The organism is Pseudomonas sp. FP2338 (assembly GCF_030687515.1).
Lineage (GTDB): Bacteria > Pseudomonadota > Gammaproteobacteria > Pseudomonadales > Pseudomonadaceae > Aquipseudomonas > Aquipseudomonas salomonii.
The window spans coordinates 601374-619143 of sequence record NZ_CP117436.1 but is presented as its reverse complement, the minus strand read 5'-3'; the positions used below and the strand labels follow the sequence as shown (position 1 = coordinate 619143).

Annotated in this window: 15 protein-coding genes; 6 read left to right on the top strand and 9 right to left on the bottom strand. The window is 61.3% G+C overall.

Going from position 1 to position 17770, the window contains the following annotated elements:
• Positions 1 to 167 precede the first annotated feature (167 nt).
• Positions 168 to 710, bottom strand: a complete 543-nt coding sequence (gene orn, locus PSH96_RS02615; RefSeq protein WP_056860533.1) for an oligoribonuclease — start codon at positions 708 to 710, stop codon at positions 168 to 170.
• Between the two features lie 107 nt (positions 711 to 817).
• On the opposite strand from orn, the gene rsgA reads away from it, so the two are divergent.
• Together rsgA and PSH96_RS02605 are read left to right on the top strand one after the other, a co-directional pair.
• Positions 818 to 1849 (top strand): small ribosomal subunit biogenesis GTPase RsgA, encoded by a 1032-nt coding sequence (gene rsgA / locus PSH96_RS02610; protein ID WP_003171340.1) that lies wholly within the window; start codon positions 818 to 820, stop codon positions 1847 to 1849.
• A gap of 286 nt (positions 1850 to 2135) precedes the next feature.
• Positions 2136 to 2531 (top strand): type II toxin-antitoxin system PemK/MazF family toxin, encoded by a 396-nt coding sequence (locus PSH96_RS02605; RefSeq protein ID WP_305457295.1) that lies wholly within the window; start codon positions 2136 to 2138, stop codon positions 2529 to 2531.
• A gap of 61 nt (positions 2532 to 2592) precedes the next feature.
• Here PSH96_RS02605 and motB read toward each other — a convergent pair whose 3' ends face one another.
• On the bottom strand, positions 2593 to 3618 hold the full coding sequence (motB, locus tag PSH96_RS02600) for a flagellar motor protein MotB (RefSeq protein WP_200432027.1): 1026 nt from the start codon (positions 3616 to 3618) through the stop codon (positions 2593 to 2595).
• Positions 3619 to 3621: 3 nt separating this feature from the next.
• On the bottom strand, positions 3622 to 4473 hold the full coding sequence (gene motA / locus PSH96_RS02595; RefSeq protein WP_305457292.1) for a flagellar motor stator protein MotA: 852 nt from the start codon (positions 4471 to 4473) through the stop codon (positions 3622 to 3624).
• Between the two features lie 166 nt (positions 4474 to 4639).
• On the opposite strand from motA, the gene PSH96_RS02590 reads away from it, so the two are divergent.
• The 3 genes from PSH96_RS02590 to asd are packed head-to-tail and all read left to right on the top strand — an operon-like array spanning position 4640 to position 7924.
• Positions 4640 to 6175, top strand: a complete 1536-nt coding sequence (locus PSH96_RS02590) for an HDOD domain-containing protein (RefSeq protein ID WP_305457290.1) — start codon at positions 4640 to 4642, stop codon at positions 6173 to 6175.
• Between the two features lie 57 nt (positions 6176 to 6232).
• A complete protein-coding gene (gene rhdA, locus PSH96_RS02585) occupies positions 6233 to 7048 on the top strand; it encodes a thiosulfate sulfurtransferase (protein WP_058422428.1) in 816 nt (271 codons plus the stop codon).
• A 15-nt stretch (positions 7049 to 7063) separates the two neighbouring features.
• Positions 7064 to 7924, top strand: coding sequence for an archaetidylserine decarboxylase (asd, locus tag PSH96_RS02580; RefSeq protein ID WP_305457287.1), 861 nt, complete (start codon positions 7064 to 7066; stop codon positions 7922 to 7924).
• Positions 7925 to 8065: 141 nt separating this feature from the next.
• Here asd and serB read toward each other — a convergent pair whose 3' ends face one another.
• Positions 8066 to 9280, bottom strand: coding sequence for a phosphoserine phosphatase SerB (gene serB, locus PSH96_RS02575; RefSeq protein WP_069786843.1), 1215 nt, complete (start codon positions 9278 to 9280; stop codon positions 8066 to 8068).
• A gap of 133 nt (positions 9281 to 9413) precedes the next feature.
• Here serB and PSH96_RS02570 point away from each other — a divergent pair, with 133 nt between their 5' ends.
• Positions 9414 to 10946 (top strand): AhpA/YtjB family protein, encoded by a 1533-nt coding sequence (locus PSH96_RS02570; RefSeq protein WP_065930685.1) that lies wholly within the window; start codon positions 9414 to 9416, stop codon positions 10944 to 10946.
• A 222-nt stretch (positions 10947 to 11168) separates the two neighbouring features.
• On the opposite strand, the gene PSH96_RS02565 is transcribed toward PSH96_RS02570, so the two are convergent.
• From PSH96_RS02565 to parE, 5 genes are all read right to left on the bottom strand, one after another.
• Positions 11169 to 11876 (bottom strand): membrane integrity-associated transporter subunit PqiC, encoded by a 708-nt coding sequence (locus tag PSH96_RS02565; RefSeq protein WP_305457284.1) that lies wholly within the window; start codon positions 11874 to 11876, stop codon positions 11169 to 11171.
• 176 nt (positions 11877 to 12052) lie between these two features.
• Positions 12053 to 14317: a DNA topoisomerase IV subunit A gene (gene parC / locus PSH96_RS02560; RefSeq protein WP_305457282.1), complete on the bottom strand. Its 2265-nt coding sequence runs from the start codon at positions 14315 to 14317 to the stop codon at positions 12053 to 12055.
• Between the two features lie 10 nt (positions 14318 to 14327).
• Entirely contained in the window at positions 14328 to 14849 is a 522-nt protein-coding gene (locus PSH96_RS02555) for a TIGR02281 family clan AA aspartic protease (protein WP_058422427.1), read from the bottom strand.
• On the bottom strand, positions 14846 to 15841 hold the full coding sequence (locus PSH96_RS02550) for an esterase-like activity of phytase family protein (protein WP_305457280.1): 996 nt from the start codon (positions 15839 to 15841) through the stop codon (positions 14846 to 14848). Before PSH96_RS02550 ends, PSH96_RS02555 begins: the two co-directional genes overlap by 4 nt.
• Positions 15841 to 17745, bottom strand: coding sequence for a DNA topoisomerase IV subunit B (parE, locus tag PSH96_RS02545; RefSeq protein WP_305457278.1), 1905 nt, complete (start codon positions 17743 to 17745; stop codon positions 15841 to 15843). The genes PSH96_RS02550 and parE overlap by 1 nt, the downstream gene beginning before the upstream one ends.
• Positions 17746 to 17770 lie beyond the last annotated feature (25 nt).

The following is a 17770-nucleotide window of genomic DNA, read 5'->3' as shown; positions in this document are numbered from 1 at the left end:
ATAGGCGCGCATTCTAATCATTGGGTGATGGCACCAAAAGGGGGCGCATGGCGAAAGACCATGTCGACAGCATCGTAGGCAAGCCAGCTCCCACATTTGAATGTGTTCACAAGTCAAAGTGTGGGAGCTGGCTTGCCTGCGATAGGGCCAGAGCAGGCGCCACAGATTCAAGCCTTGATGAAATGCTTGCGATAATGCTGCAACTCGGCGATCGACTCGCGAATGTCATCCAGCGCCAAATGCGTGCTGCCCTTATGGAAGCTGTCCTTCACCTCCGGCGCCCAACGCGCCGCCAGCTCTTTGAGCGTGGACACGTCCAGGTTGCGATAGTGGAAGTAGCTTTCCAGCCCCTTCATGTGCGTATAAAGGAAGCGACGATCCTGGCAGATGCTGTTGCCGCAGATCGGCGACTTGCCCTTGGGCACCCACTTTTCCAGGAAAGCGATGGTTTCAGCTTCGGCGTCGCGCATGCTGATGCGGCTGTCGCGCACGCGCTGGGTCAGGCCGGAGTTGCCGTGGGTGCGGGTGTTCCACTCGTCCATGGTGGCCAGTACGGCGTCGCTGTGGTGGATGGCGATCACCGGACCTTCGGCCAAAGTATTGAGGTTGCTGTCGGTGACAATGGTCGCCATCTCGATGATGACGTCGGTGTCGGGGTTCAGACCGGTCATTTCCAGATCGATCCAAATCAGGTTCTGTGGGTTTTGCATGGCTTGATTCTCTTGGCCCTTGGCTTAGCTGCGCAGTTTAGCAGGCGGGGGCGTGCTAGACTCGCGACCGTTTTACCCAACCTTTGCATTATCGACACGGAACACCAATGGCCAAACGCCAGCTCAATCGCCGCCAAAACTGGCGCATCGAAAAGATTCAAGGCGAACGCGCCGCTCGCGCCGCCAAACGTGAATCCTCCGCCGTGGAAGCGCTCGAGGGCGGCGACCTGGGCCCTGAACAAACGGGCCTGGTGATCGCGCACTTCGGCGTGCAGGTCGAAGTCGAGGCGCTCGAAGGCGAACTCGCAGGTTCGGTGTCGCGCTGCCACCTGCGCGCCAACCTGCCTGCGCTGGTCACCGGCGACAAGGTCGTGTGGCGTGCCGGCAACCAGGGCATCGGCGTGATCGTCGCCCAGTTGCCGCGCACCACCGAACTGCGCCGCCCTGACAGCCGTGGCCAGCTCAAGCCGGTGGCGGCCAACGTCGACATGATCGTGATCGTGTTCGCGCCGCTGCCCGAGCCGCACGCCAACCTGATCGACCGCTACCTGGTCGCAGCCGAGCACGCCGGTATTCGCCCGCTGCTGCTGCTGAACAAATTCGACCTGATCGACGAACAGAACGCCCCGGCGCTCAATGCGTTGCTGGCGGTCTACCGCACCCTGGGTTACCCGGTACTGGAAGTGTCTGCGCATCACGGCAATGGCATGGAACAGCTGCAACAGCAGTTGGACGGACGCATCAGCGTGTTCGTCGGCCAGTCGGGCGTGGGCAAGTCATCGCTGGTCAACAGCCTGCTGCCGGAAGTCGACACCCGTGTCGGGCCGCTGTCGGAACTGTCCGGCCAGGGTACCCACACCACCACCACCGCGCGGTTGTTCCACTTCCCCGGCGGCGGTGAGTTGATCGACTCCCCAGGCATCCGTGAATTCGGCCTCGGCCACGTCAGCCGCAGCGATGTGGAAGCGGGCTTCATCGAGTTCAACGACCTGATCGGCACCTGCCGCTTCCGCGACTGCAAACATGACCGTGAGCCGGGTTGTGCGTTGCTCAAGGCCCTGGAAGATGGGCGTGTGCAGCAGCAGCGGATGAACAGCTATCGGTCGATTATTGCGAGCTTGCCGGAGAGCAGCTATTAACGATCCATTTCTTGATACACATAAACCAGTGTACTGAAGGCCCTAGTCCATTGATTTAATAGGAGCAGGCATCAAGAATCCGGACCAACTGGGTGGCTCATACGCACAAGCCAGCTTGTATTCGGATTTCTCGATGCGCATAATTGCTCCGTCACCAGCGAAAGCTGGCAGGAGTCTGGGTCCTTTTCGGGGTTGATCCAGCGGCGCAGAAGGGGCGAAGCAAGCTCCACTGCGCGTCGAATGAAGCCGCCTTCGGGCGGCTTTGCTTTTTGTGGGGCATTAACATTTGGCTCTCTACTATCACCCCAAACAAGGCGATGTGCTGCTCTGCGACTTCACCCGAGGCTTTGTGGCTCCGGAAATGCTGAAGATCCGCAAGGTCGTAGTGATATCGCCCACTGCTACTCACAATCGTAAGCTGTGTACCGTAGTGCCAATATCCTCTACCGCGCCCCAAATCCAGCACGACTGGCACCACTTGCTGCGCACCAACCCACTTCAATCCGACGGCTATAAAGAGCTATGGGTGAAGTGCGACATGATTTACACCGTCAGCTTCGAGCGTCTCGACAAACTGCACAGAAAGACTCGCGCCAAGGGCCGGGAGTACTTCGTGCCGCGCCTGTGCGTGGAGGACATGCGAGGTGTCATCAGCGGCGTCAAAGCCTACCTTCCTCTCTAAACTCTAATGAAAACGCCCCGACATAGTCGGGGCGTTTTCATTTACAGCCAACAAAGACCGCTTACGAACCCGGCGCCGGCGCAGGCGCCGTCGGGTCTTTCACCCCGCCGTCATCAAACAGGTTCAGCTTCTGCCGCAGCTCATGGGCCGGCAGCGGCTCCTGACCTGGCGGAATGGCATTCGGATCGGCCGGCACTTCACCCGGTGCGCCTTCGCCCTGGGTCGGTGCCGCAGGGGGTGGCTGGTCACCTTCAATCGCACGCTGGGCTTTTTTAGTCAGCACGACGATATCAATACGGCGGTTGATCGGGTTGAACGGGTCTTTAGGGTCAAACAACTGCGAGGAAGCAAAACCCACTACGCGTGCCACTTGCGGGTCGGGATAGCTGCCCGCCACCAACGCACGGCGGGCGGCATTCGCGCGGTTGGCCGAAAGCTCCCAGTTGCCGAAGTCGCCCTGGCCCGCATAGGGCTTGGCGTCGGTGTGACCGCTGATGCTGATCTTGTTCGGCACCGCCTTGATGGTGTCGGCCATGGCCAGCAGGATGTCTTCAAAGTACGGTTTCAAGCGCGCACTGCCGGAATCGAACATCGGCCGATTGGCCGCATCGGTGATTTGGATACGCAAGCCTTCGGGGGTGATCTCGAAGGAAATCTGATCCTTGAATTTCAGCAGTTGCGGGTTTTCTTCGACCTTGGTCTGCAGCTCTTGCAGCAGCAATTCGAGGCGCTCTTTCTCGACCTGTTCGGCCATGCTCTCGACGGTGTCGCGCTCGATCGGGATGTTTTCCTGCGGCGACTCGGTCTTGACCTCGGGATTGATGGTGCGCTCAGGCGCCAGCTGCGGCGAGCCGCCCAGGTCGATCACGAAGGGCGTGCCGCTTTCCGAAAAGCCAATCGGGTCTTTGAAGTAACCGGCGATGGCAATCTTCTGTTCCGGCGTGGCGGTCGACATCAGCCACAGCACCAGGAAGAACGCCATCATCGCCGTGGCAAAGTCGGCGAAGGCGATTTTCCAGGCGCCGCCATGGTGCCCCGCAGCGAAGCGCTTGACGCGCTTGATGATTATCGGCTGGTTGTTTTCCATGACTTAGCGACCGCGAACCGCTTGTTCCAGCTCGGCAAAACTTGGGCGATGTTTCGGGTACAGCACCTTGCGCCCGAACTCCACCGCCAGCGAGGGCGGCATGCCGGAAGCAGAGGCTACCAGGCTGGCCTTGATCGATTCGTACAGGTTGATTTCTTCCTTGGCATCATGGGCCAGGGACGTGGCCAGCGGGCCGAAGAAGCCGTAGGCCGCGAGGATACCGAAGAAGGTACCTACCAGCGCCGCACCCACGTGCATGCCGATGGCGGCCTGGTCGCCTTCGCCCAGGGAGGCCATGGTCACCACAATACCGAGTACCGCCGCGACGATACCAAAACCCGGCATGCCGTCGGCGATGCCGGTCACGGCGTGGGACGGGTGCTCCAGCTCTTCTTTGAGGCTGAACAGTTCCATGTCGAACAGGCCTTCCAGCTCATGGGGGGCCATGTTGCCGGAGGACATGATGCGCAGGTAATCACAGATGTAGGCGGTCATGCGCTCATCTTTGAGCACGGCCGGGTACTTGGCGAAAATCGGGCTGGCGGAAGCGTCTTCGATATCGCCTTCGATGGCCATCATGCCTTCGCGGCGGCTCTTGTTGAGGATCTCGTAGACCAGCCCCAGCACCTCGAGATAAAAGGTGTGGGAGAAGCGCGAGCTGAACATGCCCAGCGACTTCTTGATCACGTGCATGGTCATGTAGCCGGGGTTGGCCTGCAGGAACGCACCAAACGCGGCACCGCCGATGATCAGCACTTCGAAGGGCTGGATCAGCGCGGCAATTTTACCGTGGGACAGGACGTACCCACCGAGCACACTTGCGATGACGACGATGATGCCGATAATTTTAGCCATAGGAGATTGGTACTTGCGCCGTCGGGTTCATGGACATAGTGGGTGCTGCAGAAAACTCTTGTTCTACTTATCGGCAAAACTGCGCCAGACTATAGCCCGTTAAGGCGAAAAACCAATTCGGCCCGTTCCGGGTGTGTTGAACGCAAGTGATGATCGCGCCCCAATCATGGCAAACGAAACGACAGTTCCAAATACAAAACCCACCACCCTCGCCGCTTGGATCAAGCGCCTGGACGATGTGCTGCTGCCTGTTCCTCAGGCTAGTCACGAACGCGTGTGCAAGGCCATCCGCGACAGCCGTAGTTCATTGCGAGATATTGCCGAACTGATGCAAAACAGCCCGGCGCTGGTGCTCAGTGTGATGCGCGAGGCCAACAGCCAGGCGCACGGCAGCCTGTCGGGGCCGGCAGAAAACCTCGAAGTGGCGCTGAACCGCCTGGGCCTCAAACGCGCCGAAGAATTGCTCGCGCGTCTGCCCTCGGTGCCGGAAAAAGACATTCCGGTGGCCTTGCGCCAACTGCTGCTGGTGAGCCAGCACGCCTCACAGCAAGCCAACGGTTTGTTCGCCAGCCGCCTGGCGCGGCTATGGCAAGACATCCATTGGGGCAGCCTGCTGTTTCTGTCGCCGCTGTGGCCGCTGGCCGTGGCCTACCCCAAGCTTTTGGAAGAATGGGAACTGCGGGTCATCCACAAAGGCCAGTCGGCGCGCAAGGTCGAGCAGGCACTGTTCGGTGTACGCTTGCTCGACCTGTGCCTGGGCTTGACCGAAGCCTGGCACCTGCCGATCTGGGTGTCCCAGGGCTACAACCTGCTGCTGACCGAGCAGCGCCTGCTGGTCAAGACGCTGCACATCGCCCGCGAAGACGACGCACTGCGCCAACAGCAATTGCTCGATGCCGAACCCAACCTGCGGCGCTGGTTGAACCAACCCGCCAACACCGTGCTGCTGGCCAACGGCCTGGCAATGTCGGCCCAGGAATCCTGGACCTGCCCGCATACCGAGCGCTGGCAGTACCTCACCGCGCTGTACCTGCAAGCGCCGCTGTGTGACGTGCAGCAGCAGGCTCACCAACAAGCGGTGACCAGCGCGCGCACCACCTTGATGCCGGACCTGTGGCACCCGGCGCTGTCACTGATCTGGCCGTGGCATGTGCAGAAGGTCCATCGCGGCCTGCTGCCCGCACCGCCGCCTACTGCCGAATCCTTGGCCGTATGGCGCAGGCGCTGCACCGAGTTGCTGGTCGAGCCGAGCCGCTTTGCCAACGCCATGCACTTGACCACCTGCGCCAGGGAAGCCTTGGTCGCCAGTGGCATGCAGCGGGTTTTACTGTTTATGGCCGACCGCGCCCTGAGTACCTTGCGTGTGCATCAGGCCGATGGCTTGCCCAAGGACGCTGCCAACCTGAGCCTGGACGTCGTCAACAGCACGCTGCTGCAGCGCCTGCTGGAAAAGTCCGCCCAGGTGCGCCTGACGCCAGACAATCACGCGCAATTTTCCGCGTTGCTGCCGCCGATCCTGCGCCGCTGGTTTACCGGTGAACACCTGTTGCTACGCTCTCTGAGCTGCAATGGCCGCGTGGTGATGCTGATGGTCGCCGACCAGGGCGGCGGGCCGTTCTCGGAAACCACCGTGCAGGCTTTCGGCAAAACCGCTCAATGCATCGAGAAAGCGCTGCACAGCTTTACCAACCGCAGCGCCTGATGCTTGCGCTACAATCGCGCTCTTTTATCGCCAACATTTGTGCCCAGGAGACCTCACATGCCTGACTTCTCTGGCTTGCCGCTGGTGATCGAGTCCAGCGACCTGCTTGGTCGCCTGGATGCCGATCACTTGATTCTGGTGGACCTCACCAGTGCCGCCCGCTACGCCGAAGGGCATATCCCCGGCGCGCATTTCGTTGACCCCAAGCGCACCCAACTGGGCCAGCCGCCTGCACCCGGCTTGCTGCCGCACAAGGCCGACCTGGAAAAGCTGTTCGGCGAATTGGGCCACACCCCGGACGCCACTTACGTCGTCTACGACGACGAAGGCGGCGGCTGGGCCGGGCGATTTATCTGGCTGCTCGACGTGATCGGCCACCAGAAGTACCACTACCTGGATGGTGGCCTGCTGGCCTGGCTGGACGAAAAACACCCAGTGTCCACCGAAGTGCCCGCCCCGGTTGGCGGCCCGGTCAGCCTCACCCTGCACGACGGCCCCACCGCCACCCGCGAATACCTGCAAAGCCGTCTTGGCGCCGCCGACCTGGGCATCTGGGACGCGCGCGGCCCGCTGGAGTATTCCGGCGAGAAAGTGCTCGCCGCCAAGGGCGGGCACATCCCCGGCGCCGTCAACTTCGAATGGACTGCCGGCATGGACAAGGCGCGCAACTTGCGCATCCGCCGCGACATGCCGCAGATCCTCGAAGACCTCGGGCTGACCCGCGACAAAGAAATCATCACCCACTGCCAGACTCACCACCGCTCTGGCTTCACCTACCTGGTGGCCAAGGCGCTCGGTTATCCGCGAGTCAAAGGTTATGCCGGTTCCTGGGGCGAATGGGGCAACCACCCCGACACCCCCGTCGAGATTTAAGGTTTAAGGACAGTTATGAAAAAGCAGTTGTTTATCCTCAGCCAGTACTTGCTGCCGCACCACTTGCTGTCGCGCCTGGCCGGCTGCATTGCCGAGTGCCGCGTGCGCTGGTTCAAGAATGCCTTCACGGCGTGGTTCGCCAAGCGCTATCAAGTGGACATGTCCCTGGCGCTGGTCGAAGACCTCACCGCCTACGAGCACTTCAATGCCTTCTTTACCCGCGCCCTGAAAGACGGCGCCCGCCCGCTGGATGAAACTCCAGGCGCGGTGCTGAGCCCAGCCGACGGCGCGGTCAGCCAGCTTGGCCCGATTGAACACGGTCGTGTGTTCCAGGCCAAAGGCCATAGCTTTAGCGTGCTGGAATTGCTCGGTGGTGATGCGGCGTTGGCTGCACCGTTCATGGGCGGTGATTTCGCCACTATTTACCTGTCGCCGAAAGACTACCACCGCGTGCACATGCCGCTGGCCGGCACGCTGCGCGAGATGGTCTACGTGCCGGGCCGGATTTTCTCGGTCAACCAGACTACTGCCGAAAATGTGCCGGAACTGTTTGCGCGCAACGAGCGTGTTGTCTGCCTGTTCGACACCGAACGCGGCCCGATGGCTGTAGTGTTGGTGGGCGCGATGATTGTGGCGTCGATTGAAACCGTGTGGGCCGGGCTGGTGACGCCGCCGAAACGTGAGCTGAAAACCTTCCGTTACGACGAAGCTGCACGCGCGCCGATCCACCTGGAAAAAGGTGCTGAGCTGGGCCGTTTCAAACTGGGGTCGACGGCGATTGTGCTGTTTGGGCCGGATCAGGTGAAGTGGGCAGAAGAATTGGCGGCGGGTACACCGGTGCAGATGGGCCAGGGTATCGCACTGCCGAAAGCCTGATTTGAAGCTGATGCAAATCAAATGTGGGAGCCGGGCTTGCCCGCGATAGCGGCGCATCAGTCAATACTTCAATGACTGAACTACCGCTATCGCGGGCAAGCCCGGCTCCCACAGTTACTGCAATCTTGCAGTTAGATCGGGTTACAGCTGCCCGTCGCGATCGCGAAAGCCCAACAGATACAGCACACCATCCAGCCCCAGCGTCGAAATCGCCTGCTTGGCCGATTGCTTCACCAACGGCTTGGCGCGGAACGCCACACCCAACCCGGCAATCGCCAGCATCGGCAAGTCATTGGCGCCATCGCCGACCGCAATGGTCTGCTCCAGGCGCAAACCCTCCTTGTGGGCCAATTCCTTCAGCAGGTCCGCCTTGCGCTGTGCGTCGACAATCGGCTCGACCGCCACGCCGGTCACCTTGCCATCCACCACTTCCAGCTCGTTGGCAAACACGTAGTCGATGCCCAGCTTGGCCTGCAATTGCTTGGCGAAGTAGGTGAAGCCACCGGACAGGATTGCGGTTTTGTAGCCCAGGCGCTTGAGTTCGGCAAACAAGGTTTCGGCACCTTCGGTCAGGCGCAGTGAAGCACCGATCGAATCCAGCACGCTTACGTCCAAGCCCTTGAGCAGCGCCAGGCGCTCCTTGAAGCTGGCGCGAAAGTCCAGCTCACCGGCCATGGCGCGCTCGGTGATTGCGGACACTTGCTCACCCACGCCTGCGGCCTTGGCCAACTCGTCGATGACTTCGGCTTCGATCAGTGTGGAGTCCATGTCGAACACCGCCAGGCGGCGGTTACGGCGGAACAGCGAATCTTCCTGGAAGGCGATGTCGACATTCAGTTCCTGGGCCACGCTGAGAAATTCGGCGCGCAGGGCTTGCGGGTCGGCCGGTTCGCCGCGCACGGAGAACTCGATGCAGCCCTTGCCTTTGTCAGCCGGTGTGTCCAATGGCATACGACCCGACAGACGGTCGATGTGGTCGATATTCAAACCATATTGAGCGGTGATCGAGCTGACCCGCTGCAATTGTTCGGCGGTTACTTTGCGAGTCAGCAGCGTCACGATATGGCGCTTTTTGCCCTGGCCTTCGACCCAATGCTGGTAATCGGCTTCGGAAACCGGAGTGAAACGCACCTGCTGATCAAGCTTATAGGCCGTAAACAGGATGTCTTTGAGCACCGACGAGGCCTGCTCGGTGCTGGGGATTTCCACCAGGATGCCGAACGACAACGTGTCGTGGATCACCGCTTGGCCGATGTCGAGAATGTTCACACCACCCTGGGCCAGAACACCGGTAATGGCTGCGGTGAGACCCGGGCGGTCTTCGCCGGTGATGTTTATCAGGACAATTTCGCGCAAAGCGCACCCCCAGGCTGGAAAAAAACCGCATTCTACCCACTTTCAGTGACCATCGGGCACAGCGAGCGCTTTGCCGGTTCTAGGCCTGTCGCTATACTGCGCGTCAACTTCACGGACCAAGAGCCGAGCGCAAGTGAACCGGCCCACGCCAGTAAAAACCGATAACTTCTTCCTGCTGATCTTCCGGGCACTGCGCCACCGCCGTGTACCGATCGCATTACGCATCGCCAGCCATAACGTGATCCTGGTCGCTCTGGCCTTGGTGATCTACGCCTGCGTGATGGGTTTGCAGTTCAAGCAGGCCATGCACGAGCAAGCCGACGCCTTGGGCGAGAGCCTGACGACCCAGACCGCCACCTCGGCGACTGAGTTGCTGGTGTCCAACGACATCCTCAGCCTCAACGTGCTGCTCAATAACCTGACCAAGAACCCGCTGGTGGCCCACGCCGCCATCTACAGCGTGGACAACCGGATCATGGCCGAAGCCGGGCAGCGCCCGAAAAACGGCCTGTTGGGTGAAGCCGAAGGTCTGTATTCGAGCAATATTACGTTTCAGGATGTGAAGGCCGGGCAACTGCGCATCAGCCTCGACATGCAGCAATTTCAGCAGCCGATGACCATCAGCCTGCAAAGCATGGGCATCCTCAGCGCGATCCTGCTGGCCTTGGCCCTGGCCCTGAGCTTGCGCCTGGGTCGGCATATCTCCACGCCGCTGATGCAACTGCGCATCTGGCTGCGCGATATCGACGAACACACCCCGGCCACCGACCGCCAGGATGAAATCGGCGACCTCGCCCGCCAGCTTCACGCCAGCTTCGCTCCCGAGCCGGTGGTACCTGAGGTTGAACCCGAGCCTGAGTACGACGACACCGACTACGACGACGAGCCCGAGTTTGAAGTGCGCAACCTGCGTGACCCAGGCTTTGACGAAAGCGCGCCGGTGGCCGCCCTCAAGCCTGCGCCACGCCAGGTGATCAAGGCCGAAGAAGACGAACTGGACGACGAAGACCCGTTCGCCGACCTGCGCGATACCTCGGCCGCCGCACCCGTTGTGGCTCCGCAACCTGCGCCGGTGAAAAATACCGAGCCGCAGCACAGCGCCGTACTGGCTGTGCAACTGGGCTCGCAGGACCAACTGCGTCGCCTGCCCCGCGCCCGCCTCACCGAATTGCTGGAGCGCTACCGCGACTGCCTCGACCAGGCTGCGTCGCTCTACCAGAGCGAGCTGCACACCCTGAACGATGGCAGCACGTTGATGCTGTTCCACAGTGAAGACAGCGGCGAAGACTACCTGACCAACGCGATTTGCTGCGGCGAGCTGCTGCGCGCCCTCGGCCATGCCTTGCAGATTGAAGTGGCCGACAGCGGCATTACCTTGCAGCTGCAACTTGGCCTGACCGTCGGTGACGATCTGTTCGGCATGAGCCAGATCGACCTGTTGCTTACCGAGATTGCCCAGGATGCGCTGGCCTTGTCCCAACACAGCCGCAACCTGCTGCTGGTGGAGCGCAAGATCAGTGAAGATGCGTTGATCCGCCAGCGCGCACGTATCCGCCCGATTGCCAGTCCTGAAGGCGCGAGCTGTGTAGAGCGGCTGATGGAGCCGTACCCGTCGATGCTCGAACGGCAGTTGGCGCGGATGCATGAGACCCGTAACAAGCCCTGATGGCTACATAGGGCCCCTGTGGGAGCGGGCTTGTGTGGCGAGCAAGCTTGCTTGCGCTGGGGTGCGAAGCGCCCCCAAAAAGCCGGAGACTGCTGCGCAGTCAACGGGAGCAAGCTCCCTCGCCACAGCAAGCCCACACATTGGATCTTCAAAAGGGCTCAAATCGTAGACAACAAAAAGGCCCGCTGAGTCAGCGGGCCTTTTGTTTGGGCGCGATTCAGATCAGAACCTGAACACTTCCATATCCGTGCGAATCGGCGTGGCCATCGGCATCTTCGGCTTCTGCGGAGCGGCCGGTTTGGCCTGGGCCGGCGCTTGCTTGCGCGGTGCCTCGGCCACTGGCGGCTGGTTGGCCAATGGCTTGAGCGCCACCGACAACTGTTGCGCCAGATGCTGCAACAACACGCCTTGGGCCTGGACCTGGGACGCGGTGGTGCCGGTATGTTCTTCCTGCAGGTGCACGATGCGGTTATCGCGCACCTGGCCACGGCGGTCGATCAGGCGCCATTGAGCGTCAAGAATTGCCGGTTGCGAAGTACCCGAATCGAGCCGCGTGATAGTCAGCAATACCTGCACATCCGGGGTAAAACCGGCTGGCCCAGGTGCAAGCACCACACGCTGGCTGTCGAGATGGCCAGCCACCTGACGCAACATCAACTGGTTGATATCGGACGACAAACTACCCGCCCAACGACCATCGGTGGAACCTTGCAGGCTGCCGTCGTTCTGACGTTGAAGCAGAGTTTCGCGTTGCAGGTAATCAGCAACGACGACCGGGCCAAGCAAAACGGCCATGCCTGCGGTTTGCGCAGGCTGAGCCGGACTTCCGCTGTCCAGCTGGTACAGCGACACCGGCTGGTGTGTGCTGCAACCCGCCAGCCCCAAAAGGCCAGCGAGCATCAAAAATAAAGGAAGGCGTGGAGCAGTCATCATCCCATCCAGGTGGCTGCCACAAGGCGAACCACAATGTAATACTAAAAATAACCTAAACACGCTCGGCCACGCCGGCGCTGGAAAGGCCATATCATCCGTGAATATGCGCCCTGACTCCAGCGCGAAAGCGGCGATCTACGCGTTAAATCGTAGATCGAGCCCTCTAATCCGCCTTAAACAGGCGTTTCCACCAGCAAAGCATCCACGCGCTGGAAGCCACGCGGCAGTTTATTACCCCGTCGGCCACGCTCACCCTTGTAGTGTTCAAGGTCGTCAGGGCGCAGAGACAACGTGCGTTTGCCGGCCTGGAGCACCAGGGTAGAGCCTTCCGGGATCACCGCGATGTCGGTCACGTACTCTTCGCGACTGGCCACGCGCTCCCCGGGAATCCCGATAATCTTGTTGCCCTTGCCTTTACCCAACTGCGGCAAATCGCTGATCTTGAACACCAGCAAACGCCCTTCAGTGGTCACCGATGCCAGCCAATTGCTCTCGCGGTCTTCCACGGTGCGCGGCAGGATCACCTTGGCGTTGTTCGGCAAGCTCAACAACGCTTTGCCCGCCTTGTTCTTGGCCTGCAGGTCTTCACCCTTGACCACAAAACCGTAACCCGCGTCGGAGGCGATCACATACAGCGAATCGTCGTCCGGCAGCAGCACGCACTCGAAATTCGCCCCCGGTGGCGGCGTAAGGCGCCCGGTCAGCGGCTCGCCCTGCCCGCGTGCCGATGGCAAGGTGTGCGCGGGCACCGAGTAGCTGCGCCCGGTGGAGTCGATAAACACCGCAAACTGGTTGGAACGCCCGGCCGCAGCGGTCTTGAAACCATCGCCAGCCTTGTACGAGAGGCCGGTGGCGTCAATATCATGCCCTTTGGCGGAACGAACCCAACCCTTTTCCGACAGAACGACGGTAATTTTCTCGTTAGGCAGCAGCTCGGTTTCTGTCAGAGCTTTCGCTTCTGCGCGCTCGACAATCGGCGAACGACGGTCATCGCCATAGGTTTCGGCGTCTTTGATCAGTTCGCTGCGCACCAGCTTCTTGAGCTTGGATTCGCTGCCCAACAGGGCTTGCAGCTTGGCTTGCTCCTTGAGCAGCGCGTCTTGCTCATCACGCAACTTCATCTCTTCGAGCCGCGCCAACTGACGCAAGCGGGTGTCGAGGATGTAGTCGGCCTGGATCTCGCTCAGCTCGAAACGCGCGATCAGCTCGGCTTTCGGGTGCTCAGCGGTGCGGATGATGTGGATCACTTCATCCAGGTTGAGGTAGGCGATCAGCAAACCGTCCAACAGGTGCAGGCGGCGCTCAACCTTGTCGAGACGAAATTGCAGGCGGCGGCGCACGGTCTGTACGCGGAACTCCAGCCATTCCAGCAGCAGGTTGCGCAGGTTTTTCAGCTGCGGCTTGCCGTCCAGGCCGATGATGTTGACGTTGACCCGATAGCTGGACTCAAGGTCGGTGCTGGCGAACAGATGCTGCATCAGCACTTCGTGGTCGACCCGGCTGTTGGTCGGGATGATCACGATGCGGCAGGGGTTTTCGTGGTCGGACTCATCACGCAAGTCAGCCACTTGCGGCAATTTCGACGGCTTGGCCTGCATCAGCGCGGCGATCTGCTCCAGCACCTTGGCACCGGACACCTGGTGCGGCAGTGCGGTGACGATAATGTCGCCGTCTTCAATGTGGTAAACCGCGCGCATGCGCACCGAGCCCTTGCCGGTCTCGTACATCTTCAGCAGGTCGGCACGCGGCGTGATGATTTCCGCTTCGGTCGGGTAATCCGGGCCTTGAATATGCTCGCAGAGCTGCTCGACCGTAGCTTTTGGCTCATCAAGCAAACGCACACAGGCAGTCGCGACTTCGCGCAGGTTGTGCGGCGGCACATCAGTGGCCATGCCGACCGCGATGCCAGTGGTGCCATTGAGCAGGATATTCGGCAAACGCGCCGGCAACACCAGCGGTTCGTCCAAAGTGCCGTCGAAGTTCGGCCCCCAGTTCGCTGTGCCCTGGCCCAACTCGCTGAGCAGCACCTCCGAGTAACGCGACAGGCGCGCCTCGGTGTAACGCATGGCAGCGAAGGACTTGGGATCATCCGGCGCACCCCAGTTACCCTGGCCGTCCACCAAGGTGTAGCGGTAGCTGAACGGCTGGGCCATCAGTACCATGGCTTCGTAGCAGGCCGAGTCGCCGTGGGGGTGGAACTTACCGAGCACGTCACCGACGGTACGCGCCGATTTCTTGTGCTTGGAATCTGCGTCCAGGCCCAACTCACTCATGGCGTAGATAATGCGCCGCTGCACGGGCTTCAGGCCGTCGCCGATATGCGGCAAGGCACGGTCCATGATCACGTACATGGAGTAGTTGAGGTAGGCATTTTCGGTGAAGTCAGCCAGCGATCGGCGTTCTACGCCATCTAAGCTGTCTGCGAGGATGTCACTCATGCGGGCCTCATCATTGTTTGGTCTGGCGCAGCAGCATGGTGCCGCTGCGCTGGGTAAATTCAAGTTGTTTCAATGCACTCATGCCCAACAGCACCTGCTCGCCGCCCAGGCCCGGCGCCACCAGCGCGCGCACGTCCTGCAGGACGATATCGCCCAACTTCAGGCGATCAAGGCGGGTGCGGTAGCCCTGGCTACGCCCATTGGCGGTGCTCAAGGTTACGGGCGGGCCACGTTGGAGCCCGAGGCGGTCGGCCAATTCGGCCGGCACCGCCACATCGGTCGCGCCGGTGTCGAGCATAAACTCCACCGGCGATCCGTTGATCTGGCCGCTGGCGACAAAATGCCCTTGGCCGTTGCCCAGCAATTTCACTTCGATGTAACCCTCGTGCTGCTCCGAGGTCACCACGGCATTGGGGTTTTCCTGACGCGCTTCCCACTGCCCAAAAAAACGCGTGGCCAAAAACAGCCCGGCGCCCCATGCCACGAACATCAGTACACGTCCGGCACGTTTGCCGGGCGGCGCTGCCGTCATGGTTGCGCGCCCCAGCCACCGGCCGGCGCGGCAAAACGATAGACCACCGGGCGCTTTTCACCGTCGGCGCGCGGGCCAAAATTATTGTCGATGCCCAACCACGCCCCTTCTGCATCCATGACCAGGGCCTCGGCCAGGCCATAGGGCTGGGCATAACGCCGGTTCGGTGCCAGGGTTTCGTCGGCAAACGACCAGCACAGCTCGACTTTGGCCGTGACCGCATCGCGCCGGCAAATCTGGAACGCATTGCGTTCCAGGGTAAACAGCTTGCCGTTGAACAGCGCCAGGTCGGCAAAGTCCTTGGACACCGCCTTGGCGTTGGTGAACTGTGCCGGCTGCACTTCCTGGCCGGCCTCGCTCAGCAACACACAGGGCCCGTCGCAATCCCACACGCTCTGGCCACGCTTGATCGAGATCAACCCTCGTCGCTCACGCTCGGCGGCCAGCCAGATCTGATTGCCTTCGGGGTTGATCGCCAAACCTTCGAACAAGGCATTGAAGTGCAGCAACATCCCACTGGCCCGCGCTTCGCGGACCATGCCCGGAGCAATCTTCAACCATTGCGGCGCACCGTTCACCGGCACTTGCAGCACCGCCGCATGGGCTTCACTGACAATGTAACGGTTGCCGGCGGCGTCACAGGTGATGCCTTCAAAATCCAGGTCGCCGCCACGAATGAACGACGCAGCCTTGGTGCGCGAGCGCAAGCCCCAAGGCAGACCGGACTCCGGCACCGGCGGCACCTCGATCTTCACGGTTTCGGCCTTCCAGGTCGGCGCGCTGATATCGAGACGGTAGATCTGGTCGTCATCGCGGTCGGAAACCGTCCATAGGTCCTGGCCACACAGCGCCAGGCCCGACAGGTTGCCACCGCGCATGCCGTCCACCGGGTGTTCGGAGACTAATTTAAGCTCAGCCACGGGCGCGGCCACGCCTTGGGTGGCCACCAACCCGCTCAACATCAGGATCGCCAGGGCGAAGCCTGTGCGCATCAGCCCAGTACCTCGGCCAGGTTACCCTTGGACTCCAGCCAGGCTTTGCGGTCCGGCGCACGCTTCTTCGCCAGCAGCATGTCCATCATTTCCGACGTGCCGGCGAAGTCTTCCAGGGTCAACTGCACCAGGCGCCGAGTGTTCGGGTCCATGGTGGTTTCGCGCAGCTGCGGCGGGTTCATCTCACCCAGGCCTTTAAATCGCGTGACCTGCGGCTTGCCGCGTTTCTTCTCGGCCACCAGGCGGTCGAGGATGCCATCGCGCTCGGCTTCGTCGAGGGCGTAGTAAATCTCTTTGCCCAGGTCGATACGGTACAACGGCGGCATGGCGACGTAGACGTGGCCGGCATCCACCAACGGGCGGAAGTGCTGCACAAACAGCGCGCAGAGCAAGGTGGCGATGTGCAGGCCGTCGGAGTCGGCGTCGGCGAGGATGCAGATCTTGCCGTAGCGCAGCTGGCTCATGTCCGCCGCGCCCGGGTCTACACCAATCGCCACGGCGATGTTGTGCACTTCCTGGCTGGCCAGGACTTCGCTGCCGTCGACTTCCCAGGTGTTGAGGATCTTGCCGCGCAACGGCAGGATCGCCTGGAACTCTTTGTCCCGCGCTTGCTTGGCGGAACCGCCGGCGGAGTCACCTTCGACCAGGAACAGCTCGGAGCGCATCGGGTCTTGCCCGGCGCAATCGGCCAGCTTGCCTGGGAGTGCCGGGCCCTGGGTGATGCGCTTGCGCTCGACTTTCTTGCTGGCCTTCAAACGACGGCCGGCGTTATTGATCGCCAGCTCAGCCAGGGCCAGGCCCAGTTCCGGGTGCTCGTTGAGCCACAGGCTGAACGCGTCCTTGACCACACCGGAGACAAACGCCGCCGCCTCACGGGACGACAAACGTTCTTTGGTCTGGCCGGAGAACTGCGGCTCCTGCATTTTCATCGACAGCACGAACGCGATGCGCTCCCACACGTCTTCCGGCGCCAGCTTCACGCCGCGTGGCAACAGGCTGCGGTATTCGCAGAACTCGCGCATAGCGTCCAGCAAACCCTGACGCAAACCGTTGACGTGGGTGCCGCCCTGGGCGGTGGGGATCAGGTTGACGTAGCTTTCCTGCACGCTGTCGCCACCTTCGGGCAACCACAGCAGCGCCCAGTCGACGGCTTCTTTATTCCCCGCCAGGCTGCCGCAGAACGGCTCGTTGGGCAGGCGTTCAAAGTCGCTGACCGAGTCTTCCAGGTAGGAGCGCAGGCCATCTTCGTAGTGCCACTCGACCTTTTCGCCGGTGCCTTTGTCTTCAAAGCTGACCAGCAGGCCCGGGCACAACACCGCCTTGGCCTTGAGTACATGCTTGAGGCGGCTGATGGAGAATTTTGGCGAATCGAAGTATTTCGGGTCCGGCGCGAAGTACACGCTGGTGCCGGTGTTGCGCTTGCCGACGGTGCCGATGACTTCCAGGTCGGTGGCCTTGTAGCCATCGGCGAAGGTCATCTGGTACTCGTTGCCGTCGCGCTTGACCTTGACCCGCACCAGCGTGGACAGGGCGTTGACCACGGAAATACCCACACCGTGCAAGCCACCGGAGAACTGGTAGTTCTTGTTGGAGAACTTGCCACCGGCATGGAGCTTGGTAAGGATCAGCTCGACGCCCGACACACCCTCTTCCGGGTGAATGTCCACCGGCATGCCGCGACCATCGTCGGACACTTCCAGGGAATGGTCGGCGTGGAGGATGACCTGTACCGACTTGGCGTGCCCGGCCAAGGCTTCGTCGACGCTGTTGTCGATGACTTCCTGGGCAAGGTGGTTCGGCCGACTGGTGTCGGTGTACATGCCGGGGCGTTTGCGCACCGGGTCGAGGCCCGAGAGGACTTCGATGGCGTCGGCGTTATAAGAGCTAGCGCTGGGAGTGGCCATGGGGTCTCGTCGTGAGTCGTTCGAT

Coding starts and splice junctions, on each gene's coding strand:
- orn (WP_056860533.1), bottom strand. CDS start 710: ATGCAAAACCCACAGAACCTGATTTGGATCGATCTGGAAATGACCGGT.
- rsgA (WP_003171340.1), top strand. CDS start 818: ATGGCCAAACGCCAGCTCAATCGCCGCCAAAACTGGCGCATCGAAAAG.
- motB (WP_200432027.1), bottom strand. CDS start 3,618: ATGGAAAACAACCAGCCGATAATCATCAAGCGCGTCAAGCGCTTCGCT.
- motA (WP_305457292.1), bottom strand. CDS start 4,473: ATGGCTAAAATTATCGGCATCATCGTCGTCATCGCAAGTGTGCTCGGT.
- PSH96_RS02590 (WP_305457290.1), top strand. CDS start 4,640: ATGGCAAACGAAACGACAGTTCCAAATACAAAACCCACCACCCTCGCC.
- rhdA (WP_058422428.1), top strand. CDS start 6,233: ATGCCTGACTTCTCTGGCTTGCCGCTGGTGATCGAGTCCAGCGACCTG.
- asd (WP_305457287.1), top strand. CDS start 7,064: ATGAAAAAGCAGTTGTTTATCCTCAGCCAGTACTTGCTGCCGCACCAC.
- PSH96_RS02565 (WP_305457284.1), bottom strand. CDS start 11,876: ATGACTGCTCCACGCCTTCCTTTATTTTTGATGCTCGCTGGCCTTTTG.
- parC (WP_305457282.1), bottom strand. CDS start 14,317: ATGAGTGACATCCTCGCAGACAGCTTAGATGGCGTAGAACGCCGATCG.
- PSH96_RS02555 (WP_058422427.1), bottom strand. CDS start 14,849: ATGACGGCAGCGCCGCCCGGCAAACGTGCCGGACGTGTACTGATGTTC.
- PSH96_RS02550 (WP_305457280.1), bottom strand. CDS start 15,841: ATGCGCACAGGCTTCGCCCTGGCGATCCTGATGTTGAGCGGGTTGGTG.
- parE (WP_305457278.1), bottom strand. CDS start 17,745: ATGGCCACTCCCAGCGCTAGCTCTTATAACGCCGACGCCATCGAAGTC.